Here is a 24,194-nt window from a genome sequence, read left to right on the forward strand (position 1 = left end):
TCGTACACAGGGGCAGGGAGGGGGAAATGTCCACATTTCGAGGACAGCTGTATCCCTTCCGCCCGATGCGATAGTATATCACAAAATTTGCGTTAGTCAAGAGCGCAGGGCCTTGACATAGATTTTTTCGAGATTTTCGCCCAGGGTCTTGGCGCCAGAGTGCTGCACCGACTCCACCACCGACTCCTTGAGGGGCTGTTTGTCCTCCAAATCCCGGTAGGCCAGCAGTTTTTCCGCCAGCTCGTCGGCGCTGTTGTAGATGAAGCCGTTGACCCCCTCCACCACCTGGCCCTTGTTCAGGGGGTCGTGGATGTGAAAGACCGGCAGGCCCACCGCCATCCCCTCCAGCATAGAGATGGAGTTGGTGTCCGAGAGGGAGGCGGTGACGTAGGCGTCGCAGGCCACCAGGTATTCCAGCAGCTGGTCGTGCATCACCTTGCCGATAAACTGCACCTGGGGCGAGAGGCCCAGCGCCGCGGCTTTGGCAATCAACGCTTCCCGCTCCGGCCCGTCGCCGATGACCATCAGCTTGAGGCGGGGTTCCTTTGCCAACTGGGAGGCGGCCCAGAAGTCCAACAGCTGGTCGATGTTTTTCTCCTTCCCGACCCGGCCGACGAAGACGGTGACAAAGTCGTCGGCCGCGTAGCCAAACTGCTCCCGCAGGGCGGCGACCTTCTCCATGTCGGCGTGCTCCAGGTTGAAGGTGTCCAGCTCCACCGGGTTGGGCACCACGTTGACCGGCTTTTTGATGCCGTGGCTGCGCAGATAGCTCTCGACCTTTTTCGAGGGGCCGGTCACCTGGGCGGCGGCCTTGACAAACATCCGCGAGTAGCGGCCGGCCACCTGTTTGGCGGCGGGGATCAGGTGCTTGGGCACTACGTAGTAGAGGTAGTCGTCGTACATGGTGTGCATGGTGTAGACCATGGGGACTTTGCGCCGCTTGGCGTACTGGTAGCCGAAGAGGCCGATGCCAAACTCCTGGTGGACGTGGACGATGTCGGGGGCGAAGTTGTCGATGAGCTTTTCCCGCACCCGGCTCACGGGGGCGGCCAGGCCATAGCCGTAGATCCGCTTGAGCTTTTTACAGGGGCAGTAGAGAACCCCGTCTTTCAGGGTGTGGCGCTTCACCTCCGGGTCGGCGGTCACCACCAGCACCTGGTGGCCCAGCATCTCCAGACCGGTCTTCAGCGAGTGGACGTGGGTGACCACACCGTTGATGTACGGCAGATAGGTCTCGACGAAAAGCGCTACTTTCATAATCCAAAGAACTCCTCTGTATTGGTTTGGCAGGCCCCTGTCTGCAGAGGGAAGGGCCGGCCGGTCTTGCTTGCACCCAGTATACCATAATCGTTTTTTAAAAGAAACGCTTCCGGCTAAATGTCAGTTGAAAGGCGGCCATTTTTCATATATACTTAAGATACATTAAGGGGGACTGCAAATATGGAAGGAAAATTCAGCGTAAGTCTTGCCACCATCGTACACAAATTCGGCCTGGAACCCATCGTGATGCCCAAGGACCCCGCCGAGATCGCCATCACCGTGGGCGACCTGAACCGCCCCGGCCTCTACCTGGCGGGCCATCACGATTTTTTTGATTGCTCCCGCATCCAACTCATCGGCAATTTAGAGTACTCCTACCTGCTGGACCTCGACGACGAAGCGCGGGACGCAAGTCTCTGCCGCTTCTTCAAGACCCAGCCGGTCACCGTCATCTTCACCCGCGGGTTGGAAATTTTCGAGTCCGCCATCCGCTACGCCGAGGAAAACAGCGTCCCCCTGCTGCGCACCAGCGAGCCCACCTCCACCTTCATGTCAGGGCTCAACTCCCTGCTCAACATCGAACTGGCCCCCCGCATCACCCGCCACGGCGTGCTCGTCGAGGTCTACGGCGAGGGCATCTTGCTGTTGGGGGAGAGCGGCGTCGGCAAGAGCGAGACCGCCATCGAGCTGGTCAAGCGGGGCCACCGGCTCATCGCCGACGACGCGGTGGAGCTGCGCAAGACCTCCACCACCACCCTGGTGGGCACTTCGCCCGACAACATCCGCCACTTTGTCGAACTGCGGGGCATCGGCATCGTCAACGTCCGCCGCATCTTCGGCATCGGCTCGGTCAAGATGAGCGAGAAGGTGGATATGATCATCCACCTGGAGCCCTGGGAGGCCGACAAGAACTACGACCGCATCGGCCTGGAAAACACCCACACCGAAATCCTGGGGATCAAGATCCCCTCCCTCACCATCCCGGTGAAGCCCGGGCGGAACCTGGCCATCATCATCGAGGTGGCGGCCATGAACAACCGCCAGAAGAGGATGGGCTACAACGCCGCCCGCCAGCTGCTGACCAACCTGGGAATGATCGAGGACGTGAAAAAGGCCGAGGAGCAGGATGTCGACCTCTTTTAGGGGATGAACGGCCGCCCGGCCACATAGAGTGAATAGTGTAACGCCAAAGGAGATAAAAACAGCATGAGATTGATTGCAGACACCCACACCCACACCATCGCCTCCACCCACGCCTACGGCACCGTCATTGAGATGGCCCGGGGCGCCGCCGAAAAGGGGCTTCCAATCTTGGGGATGACCGACCACGCCCCCTCCATGCCCGACTCGCCCGACCTCTGGCACTTTGGCAACCTCCACCAGCTCCCCCCGGTCATCGAAGGGGTGCGGGTGCTGCGGGGGTGCGAGCTGAACTTGATGGACTGCACCGGCAAGGTGGACCTGGACGAACACTTTTTGCAGAAGATGGAGTGGGTGGTCTGCTCGATGCACCCCGAGGTCATCGCCCCCGGCAGCGTGGAGGAGAACACCGAGGCGGTGCTCAACTTGCTGAAAAACCCCTATGTGGACGTCTTCGGCCACCCCGGGGCCAACTGCTACCGCTTTGACTACGAGCGGGTGGTGCCCCTCTTCAAGGACAGCGGCAAGTACATCGAATTCAACGCCTCGTCGGTGACCTTCCGCGAGGGGGCGGCCGAAAACATGTTCACCATCGCCAAACTCTGCAAAGAGCACCGGGTGGAGGTCATCGTCAACACCGACGCCCACTCCCCCTTTCGGGTGGGGGAATTTGAAAAGGCCACCAACATCCTCGCGGCCGCCGATTTTCCCGAAGAACTGATCGTCAACGCCGACCTGGGCCGCTTTGAAAAGGCCCTGGCCAACCGGCGCGTCCCGGTCTCCCTGTGACCGGAAATACTGCACTGGCAGGAGGAACGCTTTGAACTACGACCGCTTTATTCAAGAGGCAAAGACCAAGGACTGCGACATCTTGCGCGATGAACCCCTTTCCCGCCACACCACCTTTCGCATCGGGGGGACGGCCGACTGGATGGTCGTCCCCCACACCGTCCAGGCGGCGGGGGAGCTCTACACCCTGCTGGAGAAGGAGGGGTTGCCCTGGTTCCCGCTGGGGCGGGGTTCCAACTTGCTGGTGGGGGACGGGGGCTACCGCGGCGTGGTGCTCAAGAGCGCCAACAAATACGGACACCTCTCCTTTGACGGCGAGGCGGTGGAGGTGGACGCCGGGGTCTCCTTGGCGAGGCTTTGCTACAGCGCCTACCAGCACGGTCTCTCCGGGCTGGAATTTGCCTGGGGGATCCCCGGCAGCGTGGGCGGGGCGGCCTACATGAACGCCGGCGCCTATGACGGCGAGATGAAGGATGTCCTCTCCTCCGTGACCTTTTGGGAGGGGGGAGAGGAAACAACCTTCTCTCGGGAGGAGTGCGGCTTTTCCTACCGCCACAGCTATTTTTCCGACCGGAACTGCCTCATCACTCGGGTCTCCCTCGCCCTGCGGGCGGGGGAGAAGGGGGCCATCAAGGAGAAGATGGACGACCTGCTGGGCCGCCGCTACACCAAGCAGCCCATGGAGCAGCCCAGTGCCGGCAGCACCTTCAAACGCCCCCAGGGCAGCTATGCGTCCAAGCTCATCGACGAGTGTGGGCTGCGGGGCTTTTCGGTGGGCGGGGCCCGGGTGAGCGAGAAGCACTGCGGTTTCGTGGTCAACGCCGACGGCGCCACCTGCGCCGACGTGCTGGGGCTGATTGCCCAGGTGCAGCGGATCGTGCGCGAAAAGACCGGCTTCTCCCTGGAGCCGGAAGTGCGCTTTTTAGGGGAGCAGTGAGAGCTGTCTCCCACCGACCAAACAAGACAAACTGCCCGTCCGGGCAGTTGGCGAGGGGGATGTAAAAATGGACGCGAAGATGGAGCTTTTGGTGATCACCGGCCTTTCGGGGGCGGGGAAGAGCCAGGCGGTGCGGGTCATCGAGGACATGGGCTACTACTGCATCGACAACATACCGCCGGCCCTGATCGGCCGCTTCTTTGAGGTCTGCGCACAGACCGACGGCAAGCTGCGCAAGGTGGCGGTGGTGGCCGACGCCCGTTCGGGCGACTTCTTCTACAAGCTGCTGGAAGAGGTGGAGGGCATCAAGGCCACCGGGGTCGACGTGAAGATCCTCTTTTTGGACTGCGCCGACGAGGTGCTGGTGCGCCGCTACAAGGAGACCCGCCGCCGCCACCCCCTGCTAGATGTGGCCGGTTCGCTGGAAAAGGCGGTGGCCGCCGACCGGCTGATCCTCAAGCCGGTAAAGGAGCAGGCCAACTACGTCATCGACACCACCCTCCTCTCCATCACCCAGCTCAAGCAGCGCATCATCGACATCTTTGCCGACAGCGCCTCCTCCTTCTTCCAAATCGACACCCTCTCCTTCGGCTTCAAGTACGGCATTCCGGTGGAGGCCGACTTGGTCTTTGACGTGCGGTTCCTGCCCAACCCCTTTTACATCCCCGAACTCAAGCACCAGACCGGGCTGGACCAGCCGGTCTACGACTACGTGTTCGGGCAGAAGGAGACGGGGCTCTACGTGCAAAAGCTCTTTGACCTGCTGGATTTTTCGGTCCCCTACTACAAAAACGAGGGCAAGAGCCAACTGGTCATCGGCATCGGCTGCACCGGCGGCAAGCACCGCTCGGTGGCCATTGCAGAGACCCTCAACCGCCATTTTGCCGACCAGGGGCTCAAGGCCAAGGTCACCCACCGGGACATCTTAAAGGACAGGTAGACCATGTCATTTTCCACCTCGGTCAAGACGGAGATCATGAAAAATGTGCCGGAGACCCGCTGCTGTGCGGCGGCCATGCTGTATGGCCTGCTGCTCGGCGGCAGGTCTTTTTCCGCTGCCTCCATCGAGCTGGTATCGGAGAAAAAGGCGGTGGTGCAGTTCGCCAAGGGGCTGACCCGCCGCATCTTCGGCGAGATGATGCGCACCTACAGCATCGAGCGGCAGAATGCCGCCGGGCACAGCCTCTACTCCTTTCGCATCGTGGACCCCGACGACATCCAGCAGATCCTCCTCTTTTACGGCCACGCTGGGCAGGAGGTGAGCCTGCGGATCCAGCGCCAGTGCTTTGTCTGCACCGAGTGCCGCCGCCACTTTTTGGCGGGCGCCTTTTTGAGCATGGGGCGGGTCACCAACCCCCAAAAGGAGTACCACCTGGAACTGACCTCCTCCCGCCGGGGGCTGATGGAGGATCTGGCCGAGGAGTTTCGCCGCATCGGCTGGCAGCCCAAGGCCTCCCGCCGGGGGAACGTCAACCTCCTCTACTTCAAGGACAGCAAGGAGATCGAGGAGGTGCTGGTGGCCGTCGGCGCGCCGATGAAGTCGCTGGAAGTGATGAACGTCAAGATCTACAAGGACATCCGCAACCAGGTCAACCGCCTCACCAACTGCGAGACCGCCAACATCGACAAGACCGCCACCGCCGCGGCCGGGCAGACGGCGGACATCGAGTACATACTGGAAAAGAGGGGGGCGGACTTTTTGGGGGAGGACCTGCTGTTGGCCGCCCGGCTGCGGCTGGAAAACCCCGAGGCATCCCTCAACCAGCTGATGGAGGTCTGCCCGCCGGGGATCAGCCGTTCCAGCCTCAACCGGCGGCTGGCAAAAATTCGGGAGCTGGCAAAAAAATTGCGAGAGGAGGAAGGAAGCAATGGCCAATGACAACGGCTTTGTCCACCTGCACCTGCACACCGAGTACAGCCTGCTCGACGGGGCCTGCCGCATCAACCAGTTGATGGACAAGGTCCTCTCCCTGGGGCAGGACGCGGTGGCCATCACCGACCACGGGGTGATGTACGGGGTCATCGACTTCTATAAGGCCGCCAAGGCCAAAGGGGTCAAGCCCATCATCGGCTGCGAGGTCTATGTGGCCAGCCGCGCCCGCACCGACAAGGTGCACGGGCTCGACTCGCAAAACCACCACCTGGTCCTCCTCTGCGAAAATTACACCGGCTACCAAAACCTCATCTACATGGTCAGCCAGGCCTTTATCGACGGCTTCTACAAAAAGCCCCGCATCGACCACCAGCTGCTGCAGGAGCACAGCGAGGGGCTCATCGCCCTCTCGGCCTGCATTGCTGGAGAGGTGCCCAGCCTGCTCTTGCAGGGGGACGACAAGGGGGCGGAGGAGACCGCCCGCTTCTACCGCGACCTCTTTGGCAAGGATCGCTACTACATCGAGCTGCAAAACCACGGCCTGGATCTGCAGGCGGAGGTCAACCCCAAGCTGGTGGCCCTGGCCAAAAAGTTGGATATCGGATTGGTCTGCACCAACGACTGCCACTACCTGAGCCGGGAGGACAGCAAGATGCAGCACCTGCTCACCTGCATCCAGCTGGGAAAGACGGTGGACGAGGACACCGGCATCGAGTTCTCCACCGAGGAGTTCTACGTCAAGGGCAGGGAGGAGATGGAGGCCCTTTTCGGCCACCTGCCCGAGGCCATTGCCAACACCCGCAAAATTGCCGACATGTGCCAGCTGGACTTTGAGTTCGGGGTCACGAAGCTGCCCTACTTCACCTCGCCCACCGGGGACAACCAGTCCTACTTCGAGGATCTCTGCTGGCAGGGGCTCTGGAACCACTACGGGAAGGACTGCCCGCAGGAGATCCAGGACCGGCTCTCCTACGAGCTGGGGGTCATCACCCAGATGGGGTATGTGGACTACTTCCTCATCGTGCAGGACTTTGTCAACTACGCCAAGAGCCACGACATCCCAGTGGGGCCGGGGCGCGGATCGGGCGCGGGTAGCCTGGCGGCCTACTGCATCGGCATCACCGGGATCGACCCCATCGAGTACAACCTGATTTTCGAGCGGTTTTTAAACCCGGAGCGGGTCTCGATGCCCGATTTCGACATCGACTTCTGCTATGAAAAGCGGCAGCTGGTCATCGACTACGTCATTGAAAAGTACGGCGCCGACCACGTGGCCCAGATCATCACCTTCGGCACCATGGCGGCCCGGGCCGCCGTGCGGGACGTGGGGCGGGCCCTGGGCATCGCCTACTCCACCTGCGACCAGATCGCCAAGCTCATCCCCATGCAGCTACACATCACCATCGCCGAGGCGCTGAAGATCTCCTCTGACCTCAAGCAACTCTACGACAGCGACCAGACCGCTCACGAGGTGCTGGAGATGGCCATGAAGCTGGAGGGGATGCCCCGCCACGCCTCCACCCACGCCGCCGGGGTGGTCATCAGCCGGCTGCCGGTCTACGAGTACGTGCCGTTGCAGAGCACCGACGGGCAGATCGTCACCCAGTTCACCATGACCACCCTGGAGGAACTGGGCCTCTTGAAGATGGACTTTCTCGGCCTGCGCACCCTGACGGTCATCAGCGACGCCGAGCGGATGGTTCGCCGCCGGGAGCCCGGTTTTGACATCGGGGCCATCGACAAGCAGGACCGGGCCACCTTTGAGATGCTGGCTTCGGGCGACGCCCGGGGGGTGTTCCAGTTTGAATCGGAGGGGATGAAGCGGGTGCTCACCGACCTGGGCCCCACCCGCATCGAGGACTTGATCGCCGTCATCTCCCTCTACCGCCCGGGGCCGATGGACTCGATCCCCCGCTACTTAAAGGCCAGCAAGAACGCCGCCTTCATCACCTACAAGCACCCCTGGCTGGAGGAGATCCTCGACGTGACCTACGGCTGCATCGTCTACCAGGAACAGGTGATGCAGATCTGCCGCAAGCTGGCGGGATTCACCTACGGCCAGGCCGACATGGTGCGCCGGGCCATGAGCAAGAAGAAGGCCGACGTGATGCAGAGGGAGCGCCAGCGCTTCCTCTACGGCGACGAGGACCCTGACAGCCAGTGCGTGGGCTGCATCAAAAACGGCATCGACGAGAAGACGGCCAACGACATCTTCGACGAGATGTCCTCCTTCGCCTCCTACGCCTTCAACAAGTCCCACGCGGCGGCCTACGCCTATGTGGCCTACCAGACGGCCTACTTAAAATGCCACTACCCCAAGGAGTTCATGGCCGCCCTCCTCACCAGCGTGCTGGGCAACACCGACAAGGTGGCCGAGTACATTGCCGAGTGCGACCAGATGAAGATCCCGGTGCTGCCGCCCTACATCAACGAGAGCTACCAGCGCTTCACCGTGTCGGGGGATGCCATTCAGTACAGCCTCCTGGGCATCAAGGGGCTGGGGGAGGGGGTCATCGCCGAGATCGTGGCGGAGCGGGAGAAGGGCGGGCCCTTCACCTCCCTCTACAATTTTGTCGACCGGATGAAGAAGATCTTGACCCGGCAGCTGAACAAAAAGGCCATTGAAAACATGGTGCGCTGCGGCTGTCTGGACAAGCTCAACCCCAACCGCCGCGCCCAGGTGGAGGCCATCGACGGCCTCTTCGACTACATCGAGGAGCGGGACCGGCGCAACGTGGAGGGCCAGCTCAACCTCTTCGGCGGCGGGGAGGAGGGGGAGGAGGAGCCCTTCACCCTCCCCGCGGTGGAGGACTACCCCCTGCGGGAAAAGCTGCAGATGGAAAAGGAGATCATCGGCTGCTACATGTCCGCCCACCCCCTGGACGAGTACCGGGAGGTCATCGAGCGGGGCAAGTTCCCGCAGATCGCCTCCATGCTCCAACTGGACGACAGCAAGGACGGCCTCAACGTCCGCTTCTTGGTGGTGGTCACCGCCGCCCGCACCAAAATCACCAAGAGCCAGACCACCATGATGTTTGCCGACGTGGAGGATCGCACCGGCACCATGGAGATGCTGGTCTTTCCCTCCACCCTCCAGCAGTACAGGCCCCTGCTGCGGGAAAACGCCATTGTCGTCATCGGCGGGCACCTCTCCATCCGCGAGGAGGAGGCGCCCAAGCTCATCTGCGAGTACGTGCAGTCCCCCGCCGAGGCCGGATCCCCGCCGCCCCCCAGAGGGGGGAGGGGAGGGAGGGAGCGCCCGTCCGCACCGGCGGCCGCAGCCACCCCCCTTGCGCCGCAGATGCCGGCCACCCCGCCGCCTGAGCGGGCCGACGGCCAGGCCCTCTACATCCTTCTGCCCAACCGCAACGAGGCGCTGATGGCCAAGATCCCCTCGCTGGTGGGGGGATACCCCGGCGACTACCCGGTCTACATCTGCTTTGCCGACACCCGCAAAAAGCTCAAGAGCAAGAGTCTGCGGGTGGGCCCGACAGAGGATCTGATGCGGACTTTAAAGAATATTTTCGGAGATAAAAACGTTATCATTTCCTGATTTCCCATTTTTGTCCTTGCAATCGATTGGGCTGCCGTGTACAATAAATTCGTATGTGAAAAAGGTAGTTGACATATAGGAGGTTCGCACCATGCACACCGATAAAGAGATCAAGACGATCGGCGTCTTGACCAGCGGCGGGGATGCCCCGGGCATGAACGCCGCCATTCGCGCAGTCGTCCGCACCGCCATCTCCATGGGCATCAAGGTCAAAGGGATCATGCGCGGCTATTCCGGTCTTCTCAACGAGGAGATCATGGACATGAGCATCCGCTCGGTGTCCGAGATCATTCAGCGGGGCGGCACCATTCTCTACACTGCCCGCTGCCTGGAGTTCAAAGAGATGTCCGGCGTCATGAAGGGCAAGGAGATGTGCGAGAAGCACGGCATCGACGGCCTGGTGGTCATCGGCGGCGACGGCTCTTTCCGCGGCGCGCAGGACCTCTCCAACGTCGGGGTCCCCTGCATCGGCGTCCCCGGCACCATCGACAACGACATCGCCTGCAGCGAGTACACCATTGGCTACGACACCGCCATGAACACCGCCATGGAGATGGTCGACAAGCTGCGAGACACCGCCCACTCCCACGAGCGCTGCAGCGTGGTCGAGGTGATGGGCCGCCGGGCCGGGCACATCGCCCTGAACACCGGCATCGCCTGCGGGGCCTGCGTCATCCTGGTCCCCGAAAAGCCCTTTGACCCCCAAAAGGACCTGCTCGACCGCATCCGCTATTCCCAGAGCGTGGGCAAGCGCCACTTCATCGTGGTGGTGGCCGAAGGGGTGGGCAGCGCTGGAGACATCGCCGGGCTGATCCAGAACACCCTGGGCATCGACTCGCGCACCACCGTGCTCGGCCACGTGCAGCGCGGCGGCAGCCCGACCCTGCGCGACCGGGTGATGGCCACCAAGATGGGCTATCGCGCCGTGGAGCTGCTCTCCCAGAACATCGGCAACCGGGTGGTGGCCATTCAGAAGGGCGAACTGGTCGACTTTGAGATCAACGAAGCCCTGGCCATGCACAAAACCATCGACGAGCGGCTGCTCAACATCGGCCACGCCATCTCCATCTAGCAAAGTTTGGCTTTTCAGCGCCCTCTGCCAATACAGGCAGAGGGCGCTTTTTTGCATTTCAAAGGGGAAAACAGCGCTCTTTGGGGCTGATTATCACCTTTTTTTCGTCCCCTCATAGAATGGAGCAGAGATTTTGAGCAGGGGAGGGGATGCAGATGCGGCACCGTAAAAAGCGGCACCGGCGGGAATGGCTGCTGCGGGTGGGGGTATTGCTGCTTGTCCTGTTGGGGGCGGTGGCGGCGATCGACCACCAACTGCGGCCGATGGTGCAGTCCTTTGCCACCTACCAAATCAAGAGCTTCGCCACCGAGGTGATCGACGCGGCCATCCTCGACTACCTGGGGAAGGAGGGGGTGGACTACGAGACCTTCTCCACCGTCACCCGGGACGCCAATTCCCAGGTCACCGGCATCTCGCTCAACACCGTCAACGTCAACCTCTTCAAGGCGGGGATCACCGACCGCATCAACAGCGAGATGTCCCAAATCGGGTTGCAGAGCATCAAAATCCCGGTGGGCTCCCTGCTGGGCACCCAGATTTTGCAGGGCGTGGGGCCTGACATCACCCTGCGGGTGCAGCCCTCGTCCTATGCCACCTGCTCGGTGGACAGCCAATTCGACTCGGCGGGCATCAACCAGACTAGGCACCGGGTGGTGCTGAAGGTCTCGGTCATGCTCTCGGCCATCATTCCGGGATATGTGACCCAGACCGAGCTCAACGTCGGCTACACCCTGGCAGAGACCGTCATCGTCGGGGCGACGCCGGATCAGTTCACCCATGTGAACGGGGACGACTCCTCCCTCATCGGAAAGATCAACGACTACACCAAATAGCCAAGCGCTTGCCGGGCGGCCCTGCAAACAGGGTCGCCCGGCTTTCTGGAAGCCGTTGCAAAAGGGTATAGGGGGTGGAAATTTGCCCCATAATTTTGAGGGCAGCCCCTGTAAAAGGGGGAAAAGATATGCTATACTAGACGAGTGTATGAACGGAGGAAGAAACAGCTATGCCAGACGCCGTTTTTGAGCGGATGCGGGAGTTGGAGAGGCAGATCGAGTACCACAACGACCGCTACTACAACCAGGACGACCCCGAAATCAGCGACTACGACTATGACCAGCTCACCCAAGAGCTGCGGGCGCTGGAGGCCGAGCACCCCCAGTATAAGAGCGAGCACTCCCCCTCTGACCGGGTGGGGGGCGTCTCCTCCAACCAGTTTGAAAAGGTCGCCCACCAGGTGAAGATGGAGAGTTTGCAGGACGTCTTCTCGCTGGAAGAGGTGGAGGAGTTTTTGCAGAAGATCACCCCCGAGGGCGGGATCATGCCCTGCGTGGTGGAGATGAAGATCGACGGCCTCTCGGTCTCGCTGGAGTACCGGGGCGGCCGGTTGGTGCGGGGCTCCACCCGGGGCGACGGCCTGGTGGGGGAGGACATCACCGTCAATCTGCGCACCATAAAAGACATCCCCAAAACCATCCCCTTTCAGGGCTTTCTGGAGGTGCGGGGCGAGGTGTACATGCCCCGCGCCAGCTTTGAAAAACTGGTGGAGCGCCAGGTAGAGGAGGGGGAGAAGCCCTTCAAAAACCCCCGCAACGCCGCCGCCGGTTCCCTGCGCCAGAAGGATGCGTCCATCACCGGGGAGCGGGGGCTCTCCATCTTCGTCTTCAACCTGCAACAGGTCGAGGGCAAGGCCTTCACCGCCCACAGCGAGACGCTGCGCTGGATGGCCCAGCAGGGCTTTCCCGTCTCGCCCGACTTTGTCCTCTGCCAGAGCGCCGCGGAGGCGGTGGAGCGCATCCGCGAAATTGACGGCCTGCGGGGAAAGCTCTCCTTCGACATCGACGGCGCGGTGGTCAAGGTGGACGACCTGCACGAGAGGGAGGAGCTGGGCAGCACCTCCAAATACCCCAAGTGGGCCATCGCCTACAAGTACCCGCCGGAGGAGAAGGAGACCATCCTGCGGGAGGTGGAGATCAGCGTCGGGCGCACCGGCGCCCTCATCCCCACCGCCCTCTTTGACCCCATCACCTTGGCGGGCACCACCGTGGGCCGCGCTGTGCTGCACAACCAGGACTTCATCAACGAAAAGCAGGTGGGCATTGGCGACGTGATCGTGGTGCGCAAAGCGGGGGAGATCATCCCCGAGGTGGTGGCCGTCAAGCGCCACTGCGAGGGCTCCCAGGTCTTTCAGATCCCCGCCTACTGCCCCTCCTGCGGCACCAAGACCGTCCAGGCGGAGGACGAGGCGGCCACCCGCTGCCCCAACCCCCACTGCCCGGCCAAAAACTTCCGCCGGCTGTGGCACTTTTGCTCCCGCGACGCCATGGACATCGACGGCCTGGGCCCCGCCATCATCGAGGCGCTGCAAAAAGCCGGCCTGATAGAGGATTTTGGCGACCTCTATGCCCTCACCTTTGAGCAGGTGGTGGAGCTGGAGGGCTTTCAGGAAAAGGCGGCCCAAAACCTCATCTCCGCCATCGAGGCGTCCAAGAAAAACGACCTGCCCCGGCTGCTCTTCGGGCTGGGGATCAAGAATGTGGGCAAGCGCGCCTCGGAACTGATCTGCGAGCGCTTTCCCACCCTGGAGGCCATCATGGCCGCCAGCGAGGAGGAGATCAGCGCCGTCGACGGCATCGGCGGGGTGATGGCGCAGAACGTGGTCCGCTTCTTTGCCCAGGAGGAAAATCGCCGGGTGATCGACAAGTTGGTGGCCCGGGGGGTCAACACCACCGCCCACAAGCAGGCGGTGGGCGACAAGCTGACCGGCAAGAAGTTCGTGGTCACCGGCAAGCTCACCCGCTTCACCCGCAAGGAGATCGAAGAGCTCATCAAGCAAAACGGGGGCAAGGTCGCCTCCAGCGTCTCCAAGGCCACCAGCTACCTGGTGGCGGGGGAGGACGCCGGCAGCAAGCTGGAAAAGGCCGAGAGCCTGGATGTCCCCGTCCTCACGGAAGAGGCGTTTTTAGAGCTGATCCAGTAGGGGTATTTTGGCCAGAGACCGCCGCTCTGCAGGGGCGGCATAAACCGTTATACAGATGGAGGAATGGATATGGAAATCGACGTGCGGCACATTGCCAAGCTGTCCTATTTGAAGATCGAGGACAATGAGATCGAGACCTATCAAAAGCAGATGAGCGACATCATCCAGATGGTGGAGGCCCTGCCCGACCAGGCCGATTTTGACGCCAAACCCAAGGTGGAAGACGCCATGCAGCTGCGGGAGGACGAGGTCCGCCCCTCCACCCCGCGGGACAAGCTGTTGCAAAACGCCCCCCAGGTAGAGGCGGGCTGCGTCGTCGTCCCCAAAACGCTGGAATAGGAGGAGCAGGGAAATGGAACTGATTCAGAAGACCGCCGCCCAGCTGCACCGGCTGCTGCGCGACAGAGAGATCACCGCCGCCGAGATCACCGATGCGGTGTTTGCGCAGATCGCCGCCTGTGAGCCCCAGGTGCAAAGCTATCTGGCTCTCACCGAGGAGTCGGCCCGCAAGACCGCCGCCCTGGTGGACGAGAAACTCGCCGCAGGGGAGGAGCTGCCCCCGCTGGCAGGCATCCCCATCGCCATCAAAGACAACCTCTGCACCGAGGGGGTCACCACCACCTGCGCCTCGAAGATGCTCTACAACTTCGTCCCCCCATACAGCGCCACCGTGGTCAAAAAGGTGGAGGAAAACCTCCTCCCCATCACCGGCAAGGTGAACCTGGACGAGTTCGCCATGGGCTCCTCCTGCGAGAACTCCCACTTCCAAAAGACCCACAACCCCCACGATTTGAGCCGGGTCCCCGGCGGCTCCTCGGGCGGTAGCGCCGCTTCGGTGGCGGCCGGCGAGGCGGTTTTGGCCCTGGGTTCCGACACCGGCGGCTCCATCCGCCAGCCCGCCTCCTTCTGCGGCATTGTGGGCCTCAAGCCTACATACGGGGCCGTTTCCCGGTACGGGCTGGTGGCCTTTGCCTCCTCTTTGGACCAGGTGGGCCCCATGGCCCGCAGCTGCGAGGACACCGCCATGCTCTTTTCGGCCATCTCCGGCGCGGACGAGATGGACGCCACCTCCTGCGACCGGGGCCACCGGGCGGACTACCGCGACTACCTGGCCCGCGACGTGAAGGGGATGACCATCGGCATCCCCAAAGAGTACTTCGGCGAGGGCATCGACGAGGAGGTCTCCGCCGCCGTCATGCAGGCCGCCGAGGTCTTTCGCTCCCTGGGCGCCCAGGTGAAAGAGGTCTCGCTGCCCTCCTCCCCCCACGCCCTGTCGGCCTACTACATCATCTCCTCGGCGGAGGCATCCTCCAATCTGGCGCGCTTTGACGGGGTCAAATACGGCTACCGCAGCGAGCACTACCAGAACCTGCGGGAGATGTATGTCAACACCCGCACCGAGGGCTTTGGCGCCGAGGTCAAGCGCCGCATCATGCTGGGCACCTACGTCCTCTCCTCCGGCTATTTTGACGCCTATTACAAAAAGGGGAAGGCCTTTCAGAGCGCCCTCTGCGCCGAGTTCGACGCCTGTTTTGCCGACTGCGATTTCCTGCTGACCCCCACCGTCCCCCAGACGGCCTTCAAGCTGGGCGAAAACATCGACGACCCGGTGAAGATGTACAAGTCCGACATCTGCACCGTGCCGGTGAACATCGCCGGGCTGCCCGCCCTGGCCATGCCCTGTGGCAGGGACAGACAGGGGCTGCCCATCGGCATGCAGCTCATCGGACCCCACTTCGGGGAGGACGTGCTGCTCAGTGCCGGGCACCACTACGAACAGGCGACGGGCTATCAGTTCACCGTCCCCGCCATCGCGTCGAAATAAGGAGGGTTTACCGTGGAATACGAAGTTGTCATCGGGTTGGAGATCCATGCGGAACTCTCCACCAAAACCAAGATCTACTGTGGCTGCAAAAACTCCTTTGGCTCCGAGGTCAATTCCCAGTGCTGCCCCATCTGCCTGGGAATGCCCGGCACCCTGCCCACCCTCAACAAGGAGGTGGTGGAGTACGCCATCCGCATGGGGCACGCCACCCACTGCACCATCAACAACGTCACCAAGCAGGACCGGAAGAACTACATCTACCCCGACCTGCCCAAGGCCTACCAGATTTCCCAGTACGACATCCCCCTGTGCGAAAACGGCTACCTGGACTTCATGGTCGCCGGCGAGAAGAAACGGGTGGGGATCACTCGCATCCACATCGAGGAGGACGCCGGCAAGCTCATCCACGCCGAGTCCTTCGAGGGCTCCCTGGTGGACTTCAACCGCTGCGGCGTCCCCCTCATCGAGATCGTGTCCGAGCCCGACATCCGCAGCCCGGAAGAGGCCCACGCCTACCTGGAGACCATCCGCTCCATCCTCCTCTACCTGGACATCTCCGACTGCAAGATGCAGGAGGGTTCGCTGCGCTGCGACGTCAACGTCTCCCTGATGCCCAAGGGGTCGGACACCTTCGGCACCCGCTGCGAGATGAAGAACGTCAACACCTTTAGCGGCGCCGTCCGCGCCATCGAGTACGAGATGGCCCGCCAAAAGGAGATTTTGGACGCCGGCGGCGTCATCGAGCAGGAGACCCGCCGCTGGAACGACGCCAAGGGGGTCACCGAGCTGCTGCGCAGCAAGGAGGACGCCCAGGACTACCGCTATTTCCCCGAGCCCGACCTGCGGACCATCTACATCCCCGAAGTGCATGTGGAGGAGCTCAAGGCCACCATCCCCGAACTGCCCAACCAGAAGATCGAGCGGTATATGACCTCCTACGGCCTGCCCCAGAAAGAGGCCACCCTCATCGCCGAGGACGTGAGCCGCTCCCGCTTCTTTGAGCAGTGCCTCGAGGGGGGGAAGGTGGCGCCCAAGTCGGTCTGCAACTGGCTGCTGGGCGACATCGCCAAGGTCCTCAATGAGCGCGGCTGCGAACTGGGCGATCTCGCCCTCACCCCCGAGCGGCTGGTGGAGCTGATTTCCCTGATCGACCAGAAAACCATCTCCACCACCTCCGCCAAGACGGTGCTGGAGTGCATCCTCGACGACGGGGAGATCGCCATCGACCAGATCGTCAAGGACAAGGGGCTCGCCCAGGTCAGCGACACCGCCGTGTTGGAGGCCATCGTCACCGAGGTGCTGGCCGAAAACGCCAAGGCGGTGGAGGACTACCACAGCGGTAAGACCAATGTGCTGGGCTTCCTCGTGGGCCAGTGCATGAAGCGCTCCAAGGGGCAGGGGAACCCCGGCCTGATGCGCCAGCTGCTGGAAGAAAAAATCTAAAAATATCCGCTTTGAGCGAGAGGGGGAGAGTCTGCGGGCTTTCCCCCTCGCCTGTCAAGGCAAAAGAGAGGGGAGACTCTGTCGATGAAGCACTACCTCGCGGTGCCCGACTCCTTTAAGGGCACCCTCACCTCTGGGCAGATATGCGACATTTTGGCCGACTGCGTCCGCCGCTGCGACCCCTCGGCCCGGCTGCGGGCCATCCCGGTGGCGGACGGCGGCGAGGGGACGGTGGACGCCTTCCTCGCCGCCCTCGGGGGGGAGAAGATCACCCTGCCGGTGGCGGGCCCCTATTTTGAGGAGTGCACCGCCTTCTACGGCATCTTGGAGGGCAGCCCCCGCACCGCCGTCATCGAGATGGCGGCCTGCGCCGGACTCCCCCTGGTGGAGGGGCGGGAAGACCCTCTGCGCACCACCACCTACGGGGTGGGACAGCTGATTGCCGACGCCCTGGCGCGGGGGTGCGAGAAGATCCTGCTGGGCCTGGGGGGCAGCTGTACCAACGACGGCGGGGCCGGTGCGGCCGCCGCCTTGGGGGTCCGCTTTTTGGATGACAAGGGGGTCCCCTTTACCCCTGTTGGCGGCACTCTGGGGCGGATTGCCGCCATCGACTGTTCCGGGCTCGACCCACGGCTGGCCGCCGCCGAAAAGGTCGCCATCTGCGACATCGACAACCCCTTTTACGGCCCCAGCGGCGCGGCTGCCGTCTTTGCCCCCCAGAAGGGGGCGACCCCCGAACAGGTGATGCAGCTGGATGGGGGATTGCGGCGGTTGGCGGAGGTGGTCTTGGCCGAGACGGGTCGGGATCTGCAGCTGCTGCCAGGGGCGGGGGCTGCCGGCGGGATGGGGGGCGGCGTCTGTGCCCTGCTGGGGTTTCGGCTGCAGATGGGGATCGACGCCCTGCTCGACGCGGTGCACTTTGACGACCTGCTGCGGGAGACCGACCTGGTCTTTACCGGGGAGGGGCGAATCGACAGCCAGAGCCTGCGCGGCAAGGTGGTGGTCGGGGTCGCCCGCCGGGCCCGGGCACAGGGGGTGCCGGTGATCGCCCTGGTGGGGGAAATCGGCGAGGGCGCCGAGGCCGCCTATGCAGAGGGGGTCTCGGGCATCTTCTCCATCAACCCCCGGGCCGAGGCCTTTGTCACCGCCCGCCACCGCAGTGCCGACAATCTCCGACAGACGGCCGACAACCTGCTGCACTTCTGCCAATCCATGGGCTGGCAATGACCAATTTGAAAGGCGGTGTCAAACGGATGAGAAGACAGACGGTGGAGCGCCTGCGATTGGAGGAACTCACCCTCTACGGACTCTGGCAGCCCTCCAGCGACCAGACGGTCGCCAGAGACATCCCCGCCCTCTCGCGCCGGTATCGGGCGGCGATCCAGCGGCAGGGAGAGCAGGTGCTGCCCTTTTACGTCCTCTCCCGGGACTACGACGAGGCCAGCGGCCGCTTCTCCCTCTTTGTGGGGAACGAGCAGCCCCATCCGGCCCTTCGGGAACTGACCCTGCCGACCGGTCTCTACGGCAAAATGGTCGTTCGCCCCCGCTGGGCCTTTCTCTGGGGGGCGGCGGTCGGGGCGGCCAAGCGGTATTTCTACACCCAGTGGCTCCCCGACAGCCCCTACCGGGCCTGCGGCCTGGAGTTTGAGCGCCACACGGAAAAGAGTTTGGGCAGGCGCCCCTCGGTGGACCTCCTCTTTTCCATCCGAGAAAAAACACCCTGAGCCCCACTTGGCAAAAGGGCCCGCAGCGGATGCGCTGCGGGCCCTTTTTTGCGTTTTGGGACAGGTTCTATCCCGGTGGGACAACCCATATAGTGTTAGTGTACAAGTTGTGGGAGGGATGAACCATGAGTCGAGAAACCCCTTTTGAGCAGGTGACAGCCGTCCTGCCAGAACCTATTCGCAGCGGCTGTCTGGCCCTGCCCCAGCCCGTTTGGGAGCGCTGTCAGGAAATCCGCCTCACCTCTGGGCAGCCTGTCTCCCTCTACGGGGAGGGGCGGCTGCGCTTTCTGGGGGAGGGGGCGCTGCTGGACGAGCCCCAGGGGGCCCTCTGCGCCACCGCCGCCCAGGTGCGCTCCTGTGTGCAGGCCTGCTGCGAGTACTCCCTCTACTCCCATCAGGACCAGATCGCCCAGGGCTTTCTCACCATCCGCGGCGGGCATCGGGTGGGGCTGTGCGGCAAGCGGTTTTACTCCCCCGAGACGGGGGAGACAGTGCACGAATTTGAGGCCGTCAACCTGCGCATCGCCCGGGGGGCGCTGCCTGCCGACCCGGCCGTCCTCCGCTTTTACCGGCTGCACGGGCTGGGGAACACCCTCATCGTCGGCCCGCCGGGCAGCGGCAAGACCACCCTTCTGCGGGGCCTCATCCGCGCCTTCTCCGGCGGCGGATGGGAGCGCTATTTAAAGGTGGGGGTGGTGGACGAGCGGGGGGAGTTGGCCAACTGCCTGGGGGGCCAGTGCCAGACCGATTTGGGCCCGGGCGCCTTCGTGCAGAGCTACTTCTCCAAGGCCGAGGGCATCTTTCGCTGCGTGCGCACCATGTCCCCCGACTTGGTGGCCTGCGACGAGATCGGCAACGAGGAGGACGTGACCGCCCTGCGGCGCTGTGCCGTCTCGGGGGTGTGGGTCATCGCCACCGCCCACGGAGACACGGTGGAGGACCTGCGGCGAAACCCCGCCCTGGCCCCGCTGCTCAAACAGGGCTTTTTCACCCACTTTCTGCAGGTCTCACCGCACGATTTCTCGGTCAGGGCCCGCTGTGAGAGGGGGGCTGCCCGTGGTTAAGGCAATCGGCTGCCTCTTCCTCCTCTCGGCCTGTTCGTTGGGGGGACTCTACCTCTCTGGCCGCATCCGAGAAGAGGAGCGGTTGGTGCAGACCCTGCTCAAATTCTTCCGCGGGATCGAAGGGGAGCTGACCTACGGCGGCGCGCCGGTGGGGGAACTGCTGCAACAAGCCGCCCAAGACCCCCGCTTTGCCGGGCTCGACTTTCTCCCCCTCTGCTGCAGGGGGATGGAGACCGGCGACTTCTCCGCCAGTTTCTGCAGCGCGGTGGAGGGGTGCCGCTGCCTGCAAAAGAGTCCGCCTGCCCTCCGCCAGTTGATGTTGGACTTTGGGCGGGAGTTCGGCACCCGCCCCTCCCCGGTGGAGCTCTCCCGCCTGGCCCTGCTGGTGCAGAAGTTGGAGGAACAGCTGGAGGAGACCCGAGAGGCCTACCGAAAAAACGGAAAGATGTACAACACCCTGGGGGTGCTGGCGGGGCTGGGCCTCTCCATCATCCTCTGGTAGCCCCAAAAGGAGGACGCGAAAATGGACGTAGATCTCATCTTCAAAATTGCCGCCATCGGCATCATCGTGGCGGTGCTCAACCAGGTGCTCATCCGCTCCGGGCGGGAGGAGCAGGCCATGCTCACCACCCTGGCGGGGCTCATCGTGGTCCTGATGATGATCATCGGGGAGATCAGCACCCTGTTTGACACCGTCAAGGCCATCTTCGACCTGTGAGGCGGTGGGGGAAATGAACGTGCTGGGCGTGGCGGTCTTTGCCATCGTCGCGGCGATTTTGGCCCTCACCCTCAAGCAGTACAGCCCCCAAATCGCCGTGGTGGTGTCGGTGGGGGCGGGGGTGCTGCTCTTCGGCTACATCGCCGCCTCCCTGCTGCCGGTGCTGCAGGAGGTCCTCTCCATTTCGCTGCTCTCAGAGGGAGTGGCCGAAAACATCGGCACCCTCTTCAAGTGCCTGGGGGTCTGCTACGTGGTGCAGCTGGCGGCCGACAGTTGCCGGGACGCCGGGCAGCAGGCCATCGCCTCCAAGGTGGAACTGGCGGGCAAGGTCACGGTGTTGGCCCTGGCCCTGCCGATGCTGAAAACGGTGGTCTCCTTTTTAGACGACCTGATTTTCCTGTAAAGGGGGCGGCGCTGTGAGACATCCAAGGATCTTGGCCACCCTGCTGCTGGCCCTGGCCCTCCTCTTTTTTTCGCCCTGGACCGCCTTTGCCGAAGAGGGGGAGGAGGAGAGTCCGACCACCGACACCCAGCAGATCTTGCAGGAACAGTACGATTTGAGCGGCGCCTCCCAGTTAGAGGACGCCCTTCCCGAAGGGGCTAGGGATACCCTAGAGGACAGCGGCCTTCTCGACGGCGATTTGACGGGGGAGAGCGCCCTCTCCTTTCTCGACCTGCCCAAACTGCTGGGCAGCCTCTGGGAGTCGGTCAAGACCACCGCCAAAGAGCCCATCCGCATACTGGCCCTCATCGTGGTCACCATTTTGGTCTGCGCCATGGCCGAGAGCATGAAGAGCACCTTCTTCTCCGAAAGCCTCTCTCCGGTGGTGTCGGTGGTGGCCGCCCTCTGCATTGCGGTGGCGGTAGTCGCGCCGGTCTACCGGCTGATCCAAGACCTCAACCAGACCCTTCTCTCCACCAACCAGTTCATCGCCACCTTCGCCCCCATCTACTCCACGGTGGCGGCCACCTCCGGCCAGCCGCTGACGGCCACGGCCTACTCCGGGGTGCTGATGTTGGTGGTGCAGGGGGTCTCGGCCATCTGCTCCTCCACCATCGTCCCCCTGCTGGGGCTGATGCTGGCCTTTTCAGTCACCGGCGCGGTGCAGAGCGACCTGCGGGTCTCGGCCATCAGCGGAGGGCTGAAAAACGCGGTGGTGCTGCTGCTGACCCTATTGTTGACCATCTTCTGCGGCGTCCTCTCGATGCAGAGCTTTGTCACCTCCGCCTCGGACAACCTGGCCATGAAGACCGGCAAACTCCTCATCGGCAACATGGTGCCGATCGTGGGGGGCGCGGTCTCCGATGCCCTCTCCTCGGTCTACGGCTGTCTCAAGGTGGTCAAAAACGGGGTCGGGGTCTTTGGGATCGCCGCGGTGGTCGTCTCCTTTGTGCCGCTGCTGCTGCGCTGCCTGCTCTACAAAGCCACCCTCTGGGCCGGGGCGTTCTTCTGCGACATGCTGGGGGTCTCGTCGGTGCGGGACACCCTCAAATCCATCGGCAACTGTCTCACCATTGCGGTGGCGCTCCTCTTCACCTATGCGCTGCTGGTCATCATCACCACGGTCATCGTCATGATGGGCGTCGGCTAAAAAGGGGGAACGGGTCGTGCAGGCAATTCAGCAGTGGGGGTTCGCCCTCTGTCTCAGCTGCATCTGCGGCGGGATCTTCAAGATGGTGGCCCCCTCCCGCAGCATGGAGTCGGTGTTCAAGGTGGCGGTCAACGTCTTTTTCCTGGCCTGTATCGTCGCCCCCCTGTCGGGGCTGGGCGGGGTTTCGGTCACCCTCCCCTCGGCGGGGGAGCTGCCCCAGGTGGGCCAGGCACAGGAACAGATCACAAAACAGGTGGCGGCCCTGGCGGCCGAGAACCTGCGCACCCAGATCGGCGCCTACCTGGACGGGCAGGGGAAGGACTATGAAAAAATAGAGGTGCGCACTCATGTGGACGAGGGGGGGCGCATAGATATTAGAGAAATCAAAATCCAAACGGGAAAAGGGCGGGACGAGGCCCTGGAGCGCCAGGTCAGCGAGGCGTTCGGCCTGCCCACCTCGAGTGCGGAGGACACAGAAGATGCTGGATAGGTGCAAGGAACTTCTCACAAAAGTGGACAAAACAAAACTCATCGTCATCCTGGGGGCCGTCGGGGTGCTGCTCATCTTTCTCAGCAGTCTGGGGGGCAACGGCAAGTCCAAAAAGGAGTCCTCCCAGAGTACAGGCGCCCCTTCGGCCCCTGTCAGCCAGGAGGCGTACGTATCGCAGACCCAGAAAAACCTGACGGACATCCTGCAAAAGGTGCAGGGGGTCGGTCGGGTGGAGGTGATGGTCACCCTGGAGCGCTCCTCCGAGAGCCAGTACCTCTACGAGGAGAAAAAGAGTGTAGACGCCATGGCGGGCCAGGGCGGCAAGAGCCGGGAGAGCACCGAGAGGAGCTACCTCTTGGTGGAGGACCAAAACGGCAAGAAACAGGCGGTGGTGCAGAGCACGTTGGAGCCGGTCATCAAGGGGGTGCTCATCGTCTGCGACGGAGGGGGCGACCCCACTGTGGAAGGGCGGGTTTTGGAGGCGGTGACGACCCTGCTGGACGTCCCCTCCAACCGCGTTTACATAGCGAAAAAAGGCGGGTAGACCGCCCTTTGGCACGGGGTGCCCAGAAAAGGCAAAGAAAGGGGTAAACAAATCATGAAAGCAGGAAAGAAGCAGGTCATCTTGGGGGCGCTGGTGCTGGCGCTGAGCGTGGCGGTCTATCTCAACTGGCAGTTCGCCAAATCGGGCAGCGACTTCACCACCACCGACTCCCTCTCGGCGTCGGGCAACTACGGCGACGCCGAGTACGTCAACGGTTCGAGCGACGGCAGCTCCAAGAGCGACGAGGAGCTGGGGGAGAAAGAGGAGACCTCCGCCCCGGTGGAAAAGGGGGAGGAGTACTTCGCCGAGTCCCGCACCAACCGCCAGAAGAGCCGGGATGAGGCCCTGGACAAACTGCAAAAATCCCTCAAGGACACCACCATTTCAGAGGAGGAGAAGAAGTCCCTGACCAACTCCCTCTCCTACATGGTCAAGGCGGTGGAGACCGAGGGAAAAATCGAGAGCCTCATCAAGGCCAAGGGCTATTCCGACTGCCTGGTATATATCAACAACGAAAAGGCCGACGCGGTGGTCAAGACCGACGGCCTCAACGAGGACACCGCCAACCAAATCAAGGAGATCATCATCCGCGAAGCCGGCGTCAAGGCGGAAAATATCACAATAACCGAGGTAAAATAGTTGTCTCTCTCCTTTTTTGTGGTATAATATACAGCATACAGGGTGTATGTTATACAGAATGATGCATTGCTATAAAGGAGGGCGCATTGATGGGCGAACCCAATTTGAAGGACACCATCGGCAACCTGAAGGTCTCTGAAGAGGTGCTGGCCACCATCGCCAAGATGGCGGCGGGGGAGGTCAAGGGGGTGGCCCAGGTCACCTGTGAGAACTCCAACATCAAGGGGCTGTGGGCCAAGGCGATCCGCCGCAACCCGGTGGGCATCGAGCTAAACGGCGACATCGCCACGGTGAATATCTGCCTGGACCTCTACCAGGGGGTCAGCATCCCGGACGTCTCCTTGGCTGTGCAAAACAGCGTGAAATCCGCCATCCAGAGCATGACGGGCATCACCGTCTCCAAGGTGAATATCGTCGTGCAGGGGATCGCCTTTGAGAGTGAGAGCGGGGAAGAGCACTGACATTCGCCCCATACCCTCCCGTGTACCGTCACAGGAGGGTATTTTTGTGGGGCCGCCCCACGCCCTATATTCCAACACAGCGAGGAGACAAAT

The 24,194-nt window shown here is 62.7% G+C and carries 24 protein-coding genes; 23 read left to right on the plus strand and 1 reads right to left on the minus strand.

What is annotated here, in order from left to right; genetic code table 11:
• Positions 1-96 precede the first annotated feature (96 nt).
• Entirely contained in the window at positions 97-1,257 is a 1,161-nt protein-coding gene (locus KQI11_RS04470) for a glycosyltransferase (RefSeq protein ID WP_185915180.1), read from the minus strand.
• A 183-nt stretch (positions 1,258-1,440) separates the two neighbouring features.
• Here KQI11_RS04470 and hprK point away from each other — a divergent pair, with 183 nt between their 5' ends.
• The 23 genes from hprK to KQI11_RS04585 all read left to right on the plus strand — a co-directional run bounded on the left by hprK (position 1,441) and on the right by KQI11_RS04585 (position 24,101).
• Positions 1,441-2,403, plus strand: a complete 963-nt coding sequence (hprK, locus tag KQI11_RS04475) for an HPr(Ser) kinase/phosphatase (protein WP_216401228.1) — start codon at positions 1,441-1,443, stop codon at positions 2,401-2,403.
• A 63-nt stretch (positions 2,404-2,466) separates the two neighbouring features.
• Positions 2,467-3,189: a phosphatase gene (locus KQI11_RS04480; RefSeq protein ID WP_216401229.1), complete on the plus strand. Its 723-nt coding sequence runs from the start codon at positions 2,467-2,469 to the stop codon at positions 3,187-3,189.
• Positions 3,190-3,220: 31 nt separating this feature from the next.
• Positions 3,221-4,126 (plus strand): UDP-N-acetylmuramate dehydrogenase, encoded by a 906-nt coding sequence (murB, locus tag KQI11_RS04485; RefSeq protein WP_216401230.1) that lies wholly within the window; start codon positions 3,221-3,223, stop codon positions 4,124-4,126.
• A gap of 79 nt (positions 4,127-4,205) precedes the next feature.
• A complete protein-coding gene (rapZ, locus tag KQI11_RS04490) occupies positions 4,206-5,066 on the plus strand; it encodes an RNase adapter RapZ (protein ID WP_185915327.1) in 861 nt (286 codons plus the stop codon).
• A 3-nt stretch (positions 5,067-5,069) separates the two neighbouring features.
• On the plus strand, positions 5,070-6,005 hold the full coding sequence (gene whiA / locus KQI11_RS04495) for a DNA-binding protein WhiA (protein ID WP_216401231.1): 936 nt from the start codon (positions 5,070-5,072) through the stop codon (positions 6,003-6,005).
• The gene (locus tag KQI11_RS04500) at positions 5,995-9,552 is read left to right on the plus strand and encodes a DNA polymerase III subunit alpha (RefSeq protein ID WP_216401232.1); all 3,558 of its coding nucleotides are present in this window, start codon (positions 5,995-5,997) and stop codon (positions 9,550-9,552) included. The genes whiA and KQI11_RS04500 overlap by 11 nt, the downstream gene beginning before the upstream one ends.
• A 91-nt stretch (positions 9,553-9,643) precedes the next feature.
• The gene (pfkA, locus tag KQI11_RS04505) at positions 9,644-10,624 is read left to right on the plus strand and encodes a 6-phosphofructokinase (protein WP_185915174.1); all 981 of its coding nucleotides are present in this window, start codon (positions 9,644-9,646) and stop codon (positions 10,622-10,624) included.
• Positions 10,625-10,779: 155 nt separating this feature from the next.
• Positions 10,780-11,457, plus strand: coding sequence for a sporulation protein YunB (gene yunB, locus KQI11_RS04510; protein ID WP_216401233.1), 678 nt, complete (start codon positions 10,780-10,782; stop codon positions 11,455-11,457).
• A 170-nt stretch (positions 11,458-11,627) separates the two neighbouring features.
• Complete coding sequence (gene ligA / locus KQI11_RS04515) at positions 11,628-13,601, plus strand: NAD-dependent DNA ligase LigA (RefSeq protein ID WP_216401234.1); 1,974 nt, start codon at positions 11,628-11,630, stop codon at positions 13,599-13,601.
• Positions 13,602-13,670: 69 nt separating this feature from the next.
• On the plus strand, positions 13,671-13,940 hold the full coding sequence (gatC, locus tag KQI11_RS04520) for an Asp-tRNA(Asn)/Glu-tRNA(Gln) amidotransferase subunit GatC (RefSeq protein WP_059005095.1): 270 nt from the start codon (positions 13,671-13,673) through the stop codon (positions 13,938-13,940).
• A 13-nt stretch (positions 13,941-13,953) separates the two neighbouring features.
• Positions 13,954-15,426 (plus strand): Asp-tRNA(Asn)/Glu-tRNA(Gln) amidotransferase subunit GatA, encoded by a 1,473-nt coding sequence (gatA, locus tag KQI11_RS04525; protein ID WP_216401235.1) that lies wholly within the window; start codon positions 13,954-13,956, stop codon positions 15,424-15,426.
• A gap of 12 nt (positions 15,427-15,438) precedes the next feature.
• Entirely contained in the window at positions 15,439-16,869 is a 1,431-nt protein-coding gene (gene gatB / locus KQI11_RS04530; RefSeq protein WP_216401236.1) for an Asp-tRNA(Asn)/Glu-tRNA(Gln) amidotransferase subunit GatB, read from the plus strand.
• Positions 16,870-16,953: 84 nt separating this feature from the next.
• Positions 16,954-18,096 (plus strand): glycerate kinase family protein, encoded by a 1,143-nt coding sequence (locus KQI11_RS04535; protein WP_216401237.1) that lies wholly within the window; start codon positions 16,954-16,956, stop codon positions 18,094-18,096.
• Positions 18,097-18,122: 26 nt separating this feature from the next.
• A complete protein-coding gene (locus KQI11_RS04540; RefSeq protein ID WP_216401238.1) occupies positions 18,123-18,593 on the plus strand; it encodes a GyrI-like domain-containing protein in 471 nt (156 codons plus the stop codon).
• A 125-nt stretch (positions 18,594-18,718) separates the two neighbouring features.
• A complete protein-coding gene (locus KQI11_RS04545; RefSeq protein WP_216401239.1) occupies positions 18,719-19,657 on the plus strand; it encodes an AAA ATPase domain-containing protein in 939 nt (312 codons plus the stop codon).
• Entirely contained in the window at positions 19,650-20,159 is a 510-nt protein-coding gene (locus tag KQI11_RS04550) for a stage III sporulation protein AB (RefSeq protein ID WP_021659112.1), read from the plus strand. Before KQI11_RS04545 ends, KQI11_RS04550 begins: the two co-directional genes overlap by 8 nt.
• Before the next feature lie 21 nt (positions 20,160-20,180).
• On the plus strand, positions 20,181-20,375 hold the full coding sequence (gene spoIIIAC / locus KQI11_RS04555; protein WP_021659113.1) for a stage III sporulation protein AC: 195 nt from the start codon (positions 20,181-20,183) through the stop codon (positions 20,373-20,375).
• A gap of 13 nt (positions 20,376-20,388) precedes the next feature.
• Positions 20,389-20,778 (plus strand): stage III sporulation AC/AD family protein, encoded by a 390-nt coding sequence (locus KQI11_RS04560; protein WP_021659114.1) that lies wholly within the window; start codon positions 20,389-20,391, stop codon positions 20,776-20,778.
• 13 nt (positions 20,779-20,791) lie between these two features.
• The gene (locus KQI11_RS04565) at positions 20,792-21,967 is read left to right on the plus strand and encodes a stage III sporulation protein AE (RefSeq protein WP_216401240.1); all 1,176 of its coding nucleotides are present in this window, start codon (positions 20,792-20,794) and stop codon (positions 21,965-21,967) included.
• A gap of 16 nt (positions 21,968-21,983) precedes the next feature.
• On the plus strand, positions 21,984-22,457 hold the full coding sequence (locus KQI11_RS04570; RefSeq protein WP_216401241.1) for a stage III sporulation protein AF: 474 nt from the start codon (positions 21,984-21,986) through the stop codon (positions 22,455-22,457).
• A gap of 22 nt (positions 22,458-22,479) precedes the next feature.
• A complete protein-coding gene (locus KQI11_RS04575) occupies positions 22,480-23,001 on the plus strand; it encodes a SpoIIIAG-related protein (RefSeq protein ID WP_216401242.1) in 522 nt (173 codons plus the stop codon).
• A 54-nt stretch (positions 23,002-23,055) separates the two neighbouring features.
• A complete protein-coding gene (locus KQI11_RS04580) occupies positions 23,056-23,640 on the plus strand; it encodes a SpoIIIAH-like family protein (RefSeq protein ID WP_216401243.1) in 585 nt (194 codons plus the stop codon).
• A gap of 89 nt (positions 23,641-23,729) precedes the next feature.
• Positions 23,730-24,101, plus strand: coding sequence for an Asp23/Gls24 family envelope stress response protein (locus tag KQI11_RS04585; protein WP_059005103.1), 372 nt, complete (start codon positions 23,730-23,732; stop codon positions 24,099-24,101).
• The last annotated feature ends 93 nt before the right edge of the window (positions 24,102-24,194 follow it).

This window comes from Acetanaerobacterium sp. MSJ-12, from assembly GCF_018917875.1.
Lineage (GTDB): Bacteria > Bacillota > Clostridia > Oscillospirales > Ruminococcaceae > Bittarella > Bittarella massiliensis.